Origin of the sequence: Nocardioides sp. JQ2195 (genome assembly GCF_012272695.1) — a bacterium.
In the GTDB taxonomy this organism is placed as follows: domain Bacteria; phylum Actinomycetota; class Actinomycetes; order Propionibacteriales; family Nocardioidaceae; genus Nocardioides.
This window is the reverse complement of record NZ_CP050902.1, coordinates 2,814,961-2,824,036: the sequence shown is the minus strand read 5'-3', so window position 1 is coordinate 2,824,036 and position 9,076 is coordinate 2,814,961. Positions and strand designations below refer to the sequence as shown.

General features: G+C 70.0%; 10 protein-coding genes. 6 read left to right on the top strand and 4 right to left on the bottom strand.

Annotated elements, in window-relative coordinates; translation table 11 throughout:
* Positions 1-27: 27 nt before the first annotated feature.
* Positions 28-1,608 (bottom strand): sigma-70 family RNA polymerase sigma factor, encoded by a 1,581-nt coding sequence (locus ncot_RS13365; protein WP_168618061.1) that lies wholly within the window; start codon positions 1,606-1,608, stop codon positions 28-30.
* A 363-nt stretch (positions 1,609-1,971) separates the two neighbouring features.
* On the opposite strand from ncot_RS13365, the gene ncot_RS13360 reads away from it, so the two are divergent.
* The 6 genes from ncot_RS13360 (at position 1,972) to ncot_RS13335 (ending at position 5,962) form a co-directional block, all read left to right on the top strand.
* On the top strand, positions 1,972-2,568 hold the full coding sequence (locus ncot_RS13360; RefSeq protein ID WP_240937903.1) for a hypothetical protein: 597 nt from the start codon (positions 1,972-1,974) through the stop codon (positions 2,566-2,568).
* A 408-nt stretch (positions 2,569-2,976) separates the two neighbouring features.
* Positions 2,977-3,723: an SOS response-associated peptidase gene (locus tag ncot_RS13355; protein ID WP_168618059.1), complete on the top strand. Its 747-nt coding sequence runs from the start codon at positions 2,977-2,979 to the stop codon at positions 3,721-3,723.
* On the top strand, positions 3,723-4,361 hold the full coding sequence (locus ncot_RS13350; RefSeq protein ID WP_168618058.1) for an alpha/beta family hydrolase: 639 nt from the start codon (positions 3,723-3,725) through the stop codon (positions 4,359-4,361). The genes ncot_RS13355 and ncot_RS13350 overlap by 1 nt, the downstream gene beginning before the upstream one ends.
* A 95-nt stretch (positions 4,362-4,456) precedes the next feature.
* The gene (locus ncot_RS13345) at positions 4,457-5,098 is read left to right on the top strand and encodes a sigma-70 family RNA polymerase sigma factor (protein ID WP_168618057.1); all 642 of its coding nucleotides are present in this window, start codon (positions 4,457-4,459) and stop codon (positions 5,096-5,098) included.
* On the top strand, positions 5,095-5,358 hold the full coding sequence (rsrA, locus tag ncot_RS13340) for a mycothiol system anti-sigma-R factor (RefSeq protein ID WP_168618056.1): 264 nt from the start codon (positions 5,095-5,097) through the stop codon (positions 5,356-5,358). The genes ncot_RS13345 and rsrA overlap by 4 nt, the downstream gene beginning before the upstream one ends.
* Before the next feature lie 232 nt (positions 5,359-5,590).
* Positions 5,591-5,962 carry a hotdog domain-containing protein gene (locus tag ncot_RS13335; RefSeq protein WP_168618055.1) on the top strand — a complete coding sequence of 124 codons (372 nt, stop codon included), beginning with the start codon at positions 5,591-5,593 and terminating at the stop codon, positions 5,960-5,962.
* A 23-nt stretch (positions 5,963-5,985) separates the two neighbouring features.
* Here ncot_RS13335 and ncot_RS13330 read toward each other — a convergent pair whose 3' ends face one another.
* The 3 genes from ncot_RS13330 to ncot_RS13320 form a co-directional block, all read right to left on the bottom strand.
* A complete protein-coding gene (locus tag ncot_RS13330) occupies positions 5,986-6,468 on the bottom strand; it encodes a GNAT family N-acetyltransferase (protein ID WP_240937902.1) in 483 nt (160 codons plus the stop codon).
* A 2-nt stretch (positions 6,469-6,470) separates the two neighbouring features.
* Positions 6,471-8,138: an acetolactate synthase gene (locus ncot_RS13325; RefSeq protein ID WP_168618054.1), complete on the bottom strand. Its 1,668-nt coding sequence runs from the start codon at positions 8,136-8,138 to the stop codon at positions 6,471-6,473.
* An 85-nt stretch (positions 8,139-8,223) separates the two neighbouring features.
* Positions 8,224-9,051, bottom strand: a complete 828-nt coding sequence (locus ncot_RS13320; protein WP_168618053.1) for a DUF2785 domain-containing protein — start codon at positions 9,049-9,051, stop codon at positions 8,224-8,226.
* Positions 9,052-9,076: the final 25 nt, after the last annotated feature.

Sequence of the window (9,076 nt, the reverse complement as noted above, 5' to 3'; positions counted from 1 at the left end):
GTCGAAGGGTATCGAGTGGCTCGGTGATCACCGGGACAGCAGCACGGTTCGGCTGTTGTTGGCCGGGTCGGCGTCGTCGGTCCCGTCACCCGGGGTGACGGTGAAGGTGAGGCTGGTGTCAGCGAGGACCTTCATCGCCGTGAGGTCGAAGGATTCGCCGCCGGCGCCGTCGATCCGGCAGGTGAGGGTGCCGATCCCGATCCTGCTGCACCGCGGATCGAGCAGGTCGAGCACGACCACCGGGTTGTCACTGGTGATGTCCAGCGTGGCGGGGCCGTGGCTGACCGTGACGGCCACCTTCCAGAGGGTGGAGCTTCCCATCTGCTCTGCGGAGGCGGTGACGGTCAGGTCTGCCTCGGGGTCCTGCGTCGGCGTGGGGGTGGGCGTGGGCCTCGGGGTCGGGCTCGGTGACGGCGTCGGGCTGGGAGTCGGGCTCGGGTTGGGAGTGGGGGTCGGGCTGGGAGTCGGGGTCGGGGTGGGGGCGGGCTCCGGGGCGGGGCTGTCCACCGGGAAGGGGCTGTCCACCGCGACGGGGGCGGGCGCCGCCGGGACGGCTGGCCGCGGGGTGCTCGGCTTCGGCTTCCGCTTGGCGGGCGCGTCGGCGCCTGGCGATGCCGGTGCCGTGGAGTCAGGGGCCGCGATCTGTGCGGCGGGGGGCTGGTTCGGCCGATCTCCTTGGTTGACTGCCACCGCGATCGAGACACCGGCCACCGCGGCCACCGTCGCGACCCCGCCCACGGCGGCCATCTGGGTGTTCGCCGCGACGAAGTCCTTGGCCCGGTCGAAGAACAGCAGCACGGCTCCCTTGGCCGCCAACGATCCGGCCCCGGCGAGGTAGGCCGCGCCGACGGAGGTGCCGAGGAGGAGCGGGGCCAGCAGTGCTCCGAGGTTGGAGTTCACCTCGGTCAGCTCCAGGTAGATCGCCATGCAGCTGCGGCACTCGTCGACGTGCTTCTCGATCTTGGCCGCGTCTCGTCGCGACACCCCGTTGCGGATGTAGGCGCCGAGGTGGTCATGGGTCCACCGGCACTCGGGCTTGTCGAGCTCCTCCACGTGGGAGTTGAGGAAGGCCTGCCGCAGTCCCTCGCGGGCCCGGTAGGCGAGGGCCGACACGGAGTTGGCGCTCATGCCGAGGATCGTCGCGACTTCGGCCGGCTTCTGACCCTCGACCTCGGTGTGCCACAGGACCAGCTGCCAGCGCTCGGGCAGCGAGGCGAACGCCTTGGCGGCTGCTTCGTTCTCGAAGCCCTCGACCGCGGTGTCCCGGAACGGCACGCCGGGGTCGAACGCCTCCATGTCGTCGGTGGTGTGCAGTCGCGAACCGGCGCGGATCCTGTCGACGTGCAGGCGGCGTACGGCGGTGAGCAGGTAGGCGCGGAAGGCGACATCCGGTCCGCCTCCGCCCTGCAGCACCTTGAGCACCTTCGTGAAGGCGTCGGAGACGAGGTCGTCGGCGTCCGAGGGAGTGGTGAGCTGACGCGCGAGTCGCCGGGCAGCGGTCACGTGGCGCTCGAACAGGTCGCCGTAGGCGGACACGTCACCACCTCGGACGGCCGAGATCAGCTCGGCGTCGCCCGGTTCCTCGACTTCGGGGAGTGTGGTGCTCACATGTCTCCAACGATCCAACCGGCAATTGATGACGCAGGAAGCGCTCCACGAAACAGGTTAGTCGCTGGCCGGCAGGTGAGCTCGGTCACGTCGATCGGCTGCAGGAAAAAGATTCTGGAGAAAATCTGCGAAGTCGCGTCATGAACCCACGGGGGCTCCGTTCCATGGTCACGAGACGTGGAGCATGACACCGGGAGGGGCAGGGCCGTGGGTTTCTTCGCAACCAAGACGCGACGGAGCACCACGGACGATTCCGGGGCAAGGGCTGAGCTGTCCGAGCTGACACGGCAGGGGTTGCCGGCTCAGTTCGAGGCAGTGGGGGAGGCCCTTGCCTCGGGATCTGGCTCTGCCGAGGCCTGTGAGGTGGCGGGACGACTGCTGGCCAGGGACGGGGCCTCGCTCGACGAGGCCCTCGAGCTGCTCAGCCGGACGACCCACCTCGTCACGGGAGGGGAACCGGCCTTCGTGGACGTCCGGGCGCTGTCCATGGCCTGGAGCGAGTCGACGCTGGCCTATCTGCACCAGCTGTCCTGCGAGGATCCCCTCACGGGTCTCGCCAGCCTGGCGCACATCCGCAGCCGTCTGTCCGAGCTGTACAGGGGGCAGCTCGGCCGCCGGTCCGCGGACCTGGGTGAGACCCATGCCCTCGTGGTCGTGGAGCTCCCTGACGATCGGCCGGGTCGAGGTGCCCGGGGCGAAGACCAGTTCTCACGTGCCCTCCGGCTGACCCGCTTGGGGGAAGTCGTGAGAACCGTCTTCAACGGCACCGAGACCATCGGCCGATCCGGCACCAACCGCGTCGTGGTGGTCGTCGAACGAGATGCCCGGCTGGGGCGCCGCGTGGCGCTCATACGCACGATGCTGGCAACGACCGGCCACCCGACCCGGGTCTGGATCGAGGGGCTGCCGCCGACCGACGCAGGTGCGGCCTCGCTCCTCGACGAGCTCTGCCGCCACTGACGCTGATCGCGCAGCCGGAGGCGCTGGTTGCCTTGGCTGCCCTGCGTCGGTCCCGGGTGTCTCGACCCGCCGGTCGCGACCTCGTTCTCGGTCGCGCGGTTCGCTCGACCCGCCTCGGTCCTGACTGTGCGCTCCTTCGTCGTGCACAGTTGGGCCTTGCTGCCCTGCGTCGGTCCCGGGTGTCTCGACCCGCCGGTCGCGACCTCGTTCTCGGTCGCGCGGTTCGCTCGACCCGCCTCGGTCCTGACTGTGCGCTCCTTCGTCGTGCACAGTTGGGCCTTGCTGCCCTGCGTCGGTCCCGGGTGTCTCGACCCGCCGGTCGCGACCTCGTTCTCGGTCGCGCGGCTCGCTCGACCCGCCTCGGTCCTGACTGTGCACTCCTTCGTCGTGCACAGTTAGGCTCGGCGCATGTGTGGTCGTTATGCCTCGTCGCGTCAGCCTGAGGACCTGGTCGAGGAGTTCGAGGTCCAGGAGTCGCTGGTTCCCGCGCCGCTCGAGGCTGACTTCAACGTTGCGCCCACCAAGGAGGTCTACGCCGTCCTCGAGCGCCCCGAGAAGGACGACCGGCCGCAGCAGCGCCAGCTGCGGGTGCTCACCTGGGGGCTCGTGCCCTCGTGGGCCAAGGATCCGTCGATCGGCAACCGGATGATCAACGCGCGCATGGAGACCGTGGCGGAGAAGCCGGCCTACCGTCGCGCCTTCGCGGCCAGACGGTGCCTGCTGCCGGCCGACGGCTACTTCGAGTGGTACCCGACGCAGGAGCTCACCAAGGCCGGAAAGCCGAAGAAGCAGCCGTTCTTCATCCGACCCAAGGACGGCGAGGTGCTGGCGATGGCCGGCCTCTACGAGATCTGGCGCGATCCCACGAAGGCCGACGACGACCCGGCCCGCTTCCGGTGGACGTGCACGGTGATCACCACGGACGCAGAGGACTCGCTGGGCCACATCCACGACAGGATGCCGCTGATGGTTCCCGTGGACCGGCGATCCGACTGGCTGGATCCCACGCAGAAGTCCCGGGACGACCTGCTGTCGCTGCTCGAACCGGCGGTCCCGGGCCAGCTGGAGGCCTATCCGGTCTCGACCCTGGTCAGCAACGTCCGCAACAACGGACCCGACCTCATCAAGCCGCTTCCGCTGGAGGAGGCACCCTGATGGTCAACGTCGAGCGCATCGTTGCCACGCCGTACGGCGACGCGCGGCTGGTCTCCTCACGGTCTCGCCGTCCGGTGGCCACGCTGTTGCTCAGCCACGGAGCCGGTGCGGGAATCGACACGCCTGACCTGGAGGCGCTGACGGCGTCGCTGCCGGGGCAGGGGATCACGGTGCACCGGCTCGAGCAGCCGTGGAAGGTGGCCGGCAAGAAGGTGGCCACGGCGCCGCCGACGCTCGACGTGGCGCTGCGGGCGGCAGCCGGGGTGATCCGGCCGCGCACACCGTTGATCGTGGGTGGGCGGTCGGCCGGTGCCCGCTCGGCGGCCCGCTGTGCGCACGGCCTCGCCGCCGCCGGCGTGCTCGCCCTCTCGTTCCCGCTGCACCCGCCGGGCCGACCCGAGAAGACCCGGCGTTCCGAGCTCGCGGGGGTCGGGGTGCCGTTGCTCGTGGTGCAGGGGGCGCGGGACCCGATGGGCAGGCCCGAGGAATTTCCCGAGGGCACCAACCTGATCGAGGTGCCCTTCGCCGATCACTCGTTGAAGGTCCCGCGGACGGCCCCGCTGTCCGGTTCCGACGTCACGGCGATGGTCGTCGAGGCCACACTGGAGTGGATCGTGCGCGAGGTCACCGGGCGTTGAGGCCCGGTCCCGGGAATCATTGGGACGCTCCTCCGGTTGAACCAGACGTGCTCGCACTACTCGAACGTCCCACGACCCGCGTAGGCTGGGAGGCGATGACTGAATCCCTCACCAGCGACGTCGACATGTCCGAGGTCGACCTCGCCAACGAAACAGACGCCGAACGCTCACTGCGCTTCGAGCGCGACGCGCTGCCCTTCCTGGACCAGCTCTACTCAGCGGCCATGCGGATGACCCGCAACCCGACCGATGCCGAAGACCTCGTCCAGGAGACCTTCGCGAAGGCATTCTCCGCCTTCCGCCAGTACAAGCCCGGAACGAACCTGAAGGCCTGGCTCTACCGGATCCTCACCAACACGTTCATCAACAACTATCGCAAGAAGCAGCGCCAGCCGCAGCAGTCGATGGCTGAGGATGTCGAGGACTGGCAGCTCGCTCGTGCCGAGTCGCACACGTCGACGGGCCTCAAGTCCGCCGAGATGGAGGCGCTGGAGCACCTCCCTGACTCGCAGGTGAAGGACGCGCTGCAGCGGCTCCCCGAGGAGTTCCGCCTGGCCGTCTACCTCGCCGACGTCGAGGGCTTCCCCTACAAGGAGATCGCAGAAATCATGGACACCCCGATCGGGACGGTCATGTCCCGCCTGCACCGTGGCCGCCGTCAGCTGCGGGACATGTTGTCCGGCTACGTCCGCGACAACGACCTGGTGCGCCCGGCCTCGAAGGGAGCGGACTCGTGAACGACCCGAACTCCGCCGAGGACTGTGCCGACTACCTCGAACGCATCGTCTACCTGATCGACAACGAGCTCGACGAGGCCGACTGCTCGGTGGTGCGCCACCACCTCGAGGAGTGTGCCCCGTGCCTCCAGAAGTACGACCTCGAGCGCACCGTGAAGGCCCTCGTTGCCCGCTCGTGCTCCGAGTCCGCGCCGAACAGCCTGCGTGACCGCGTGCTGGTGCAGCTGCGCCAGGTGCAGATCGAGATCACCGAACGCTGACCGAGCCGATTGGCGGCGACGGCCGCTTTGCTGCGACAATGGCCGCCGAAGATCTCCAGGAGGACACATGAGCAAGCGAGGCCGCAAGCGCCGCGATCGCAAGAAGAAGGGCGCGAACCACGGCAAGCGCCCCAACGCCTGAGCATTCGGGCCAGCAGAACCCCCGAGCCCCCTGGGCGAGGGGGTTCCGTCATTTCGTGGGGACGGGGCAGTGATGGGGAAGAATCACGGCATGGCCCCTTCCGAGATGACCGCCACCCGCACCTTCGCCGTCACCGCGGCCGACACCGCGCTGGCGGTGGGGTCCGGGACGTTGGAGGTGTTGGGCACGCCCCGGTTGCTGGCATGGTGCGAAGCCGTCACCTGCGTCGCGATCGAGTCCCTGCTGAGCGAGGGAGAGACCTCGGTGGGCACCCGGATGTCGCTCGAGCACCTGGCAGCGAGCCCGGTGGGTGCCGAGGTCGTGGTGGCTGCGGCCTCGTCGTACGTCGACGGGCGTCTCGTGCGCTTCACGGTGTCCGCCCGGATGAACGGCAAGCTCGTCGGCAGCGGTGAGGTGACCCGGGTCGTCGTCGACACGCAGAAGTTCCTGTCCCGGCTCTGAGCGTGGTCCCGGATGGTCGTGGGTCAGGCGTAGGGCAGCTCGAACGCGATCAGCTGCACCCCCGGGGCGGGGGACCAGTCACGCTCGGCCCGCCGGGAGAACCCGAGCCGGCCGTAGAGGCGATGCGCGGCCGTCATGTCCTCCAACGACGACAACACCATGCCGCGGTGTCCGGCCGCCCGGGAGAGGGCGATGCAGTGCCTGGCCAACGCCTCGCCGACGCCACGCCCCTGCGCTTCCGGGGCAACGGCGAGCATTCGGAACTCCCCCTCGTCGGGACGACTGATCTCGCGCCAGATGGAGCCGTTCGGACACCAGGTGACGTTGCCCAGGACGGCGCCGGTGTCGTCCGCGACCCAGAGCTGGGCCTCCGTGGCGCGGCTCGCTGCGTCACGCAGCTTCGCGACGTAGGGATCTGCCGGCCCCAACGTGAACGCGGCATACGCCGTCTCCGTGATCTCGCCGATGCGGACCAGCTCGTCGGATCGCGCGAGTCGGATCTCCACGCTCAGATTCCGAAGGTGTTGCGGGGGTAGGCGGCATCGACGTCGGTGATCACGTTGACGAGGTAGGGCACGCCGGAGGCGAAGGCCCGGTCGATCGCGGCACCGATCTGCTGGGGGTCGGTCACCGTCTCCCCGGCGCCGCCGAGAGCCCTGACCACCTCGTCGTAGGGTGTGCGCGGGGCGAGGTCGGCCGCGACGTCATAGCCGTAGAGCATCTGCATCGGGCCCTTCTCGAGGCCCCAGGCGGAGTTGTTGCCGCAGATCATCACGACCGGGAGGTCTTGCCGCACCAGCGAGTCGACATCCATCAGCGAGAAGCCGGCCGCACCGTCACCGAGCAGCAGCACCACCTGGGAGGACGGACGGGCGATGCGTGCCGCCATCGCCGACCCAAGGCCCGCGCCGAGGCAACCGTAGGGCCCGGGGTCCAGCCAGCCGCCCGGACGCTGGGGCTCCACGAACTTCCCGGCGAAGCTGACGAAGTCCCCGCCGTCCCCGATCACCACGGCGTCGTCGGCCAGCCGGGGGACCAGCTCACCGTAGATGCGGGCCGGGTGGATCGGATCGGCCTCGGCGCCGAGAAGTGTCCTGTCGCGCTCGACGGTGGCCCGGACGGTGTCCTGGAGGCTGGTGACCCACGGTGTCCAGTCCGGCTTGCGGACCACGCGGTCGACGGCCCGCGCCAACCCCTCGAACGTCAACGAGAGGTCACCGAAGGCCGACGCCGCCAGCGTGGCGTGCCCGGAGACCTGCCGCTCGGAGTCGGCGATGTGCACCACCTCGGCGGGTTGGGCACCGTCCTTGCCGCCGAACACTCCGTAGCCGAGGCGGAAGTCCAGGGGAGTGCCGACCACGATCACCAGGTCGGACTGTCCGAGCGCCTGCCCGCGGGCCTTGGTCACCAGCAGCGGGTGGCCGCCGGGAACCACGCCGCGACCCATGCCGTTCGTGATGGTCGGCATCCCCATCTGCTCGACGAAGGCGAGCGCCGCGTGCTCGGCCCGATCGGCCCACACATCGGTGCCGAGCACCATGACCGGGTGTCGCGAGTGGCCGATCAGCTCGGCGATGGCCGAGATCGAGTCCGGGTCCGGCTGCTGCGTCGCGACCTGTCGTGGCCCGTGCCAGTCGACGTCGGCGGTGTTGAAGAACTCATCCATGGGGACGTCGACGAAGACCGGTCCGCGGTGGGACGAGCCCGCGACGGTGAACGCCTCATCCATGCCGCCGGCCACGTCGGCAGCGGTGGGGAGGGTCCTGGCGAGCTTCGCGACGGGCGCGAGGATCGGCGGCTGGTCGAGCTCCTGGAGGCTGCCGGTGCCCCAGCGGCCCTGCGGAGCCCGCCCACCGACGACGACCATGGGGGAGCCGGCGAACTGCGCCTGCGCGACGGCACTCACGCCGTTGGTGACGCCCGGCCCTGCGGTCAGGACCGCGAGTCCCGGCACCCGGGTCAGCTTGCCGGTCGCCTCGGCGGCGAAGGCGGCGGTCTGCTCGTGGCGTACGTCGACGATGCGCATCGGCGGATCGGCCTTGACCGCCCCGTCATACATCGGGAACACGTGCGCACCCGAGAGGGTGAACATCGCTTCGACGCCGTGGGCCCGGGCCACGTGGACGGCGTGCTCTCCGGCGTGGCCGGAGAGCGACGGCTCCGCTGCTTCTGTCATGCGCGTCACACTAACCACCCGCGGCAACCACGGGGCCGAAGTCGGTTCGGGAGGCGGCGGAGCCGTCCCGCGGCGCGGACGCGGGTCAGTGGGCGTCGAAGTAGGCAGCGTTGAGGTCGCGGAGGACGTCGACCAGCGCGAGCACCAGGTCCGCGCGAACGGCGGGGTGTCGCCGCCCGAGGGTCAGGTGCAGGTGCAGGGCGCGCAGGCAGGCATGGGCGTTGAAGCCGATGGCGGTCTCGTCGTGGCCGCCTGCGGACGCTCCGATCCTCGCCACCCAGGGCTCGAGCACGGAGAGTGGCACCAGGTCACGGCCCAGGATCTCCAACGTGGCGACCGCGAGCCTGTCCGGCTCGCCGTGGACCAGTCGTTGCTCGGTGGTGGCCAGGATCCGGTCGGCCAGCACGTCGAGGAGCACGGTCAGCTCGTTGACGCCTAGACCTGGTGAGCGTCCCAGGGCGCCGACCGCGTCGGCCCCGTGGGCGATCGCGTGGGCCCGGCCCTTGCCGGGCACCCAGCCACGGAGGTCCTGCTCGCGGACGAACCAGCCCGTCAACCGGTCACCCCACTCGAGGACCTTCTCCGGGGAGAGCTCCGCGACCTCCAGGTTCCGGTCGAGGCACACGGCCAGGACCAGGGCGGAACAGCTCCGGCGGAAGACCGTGTCGGTGCCGACCTCGCCCAGCCCGATGGCGAGGCCGGCGACCATGCCGTCGCCAAGGCCGGCCAGCAGGTCGTCGTACACCCCGCGGCGGATCCAGGTGGCCAGCACCCGGAGCGCGGTCTCGTCACGGCGATGGGCGTCCGCGCTGCCCAGCATGATGGTCAGCTCGGTGGTCAGCTCGTCGAGCGGTCGGTCGGTCGGGACCTCGAGGTCGTGTGCAAGCACGTGGTCCCAGATCGACGCAGGCATGTCCCCAGCATGCCAGCCGAGTGCC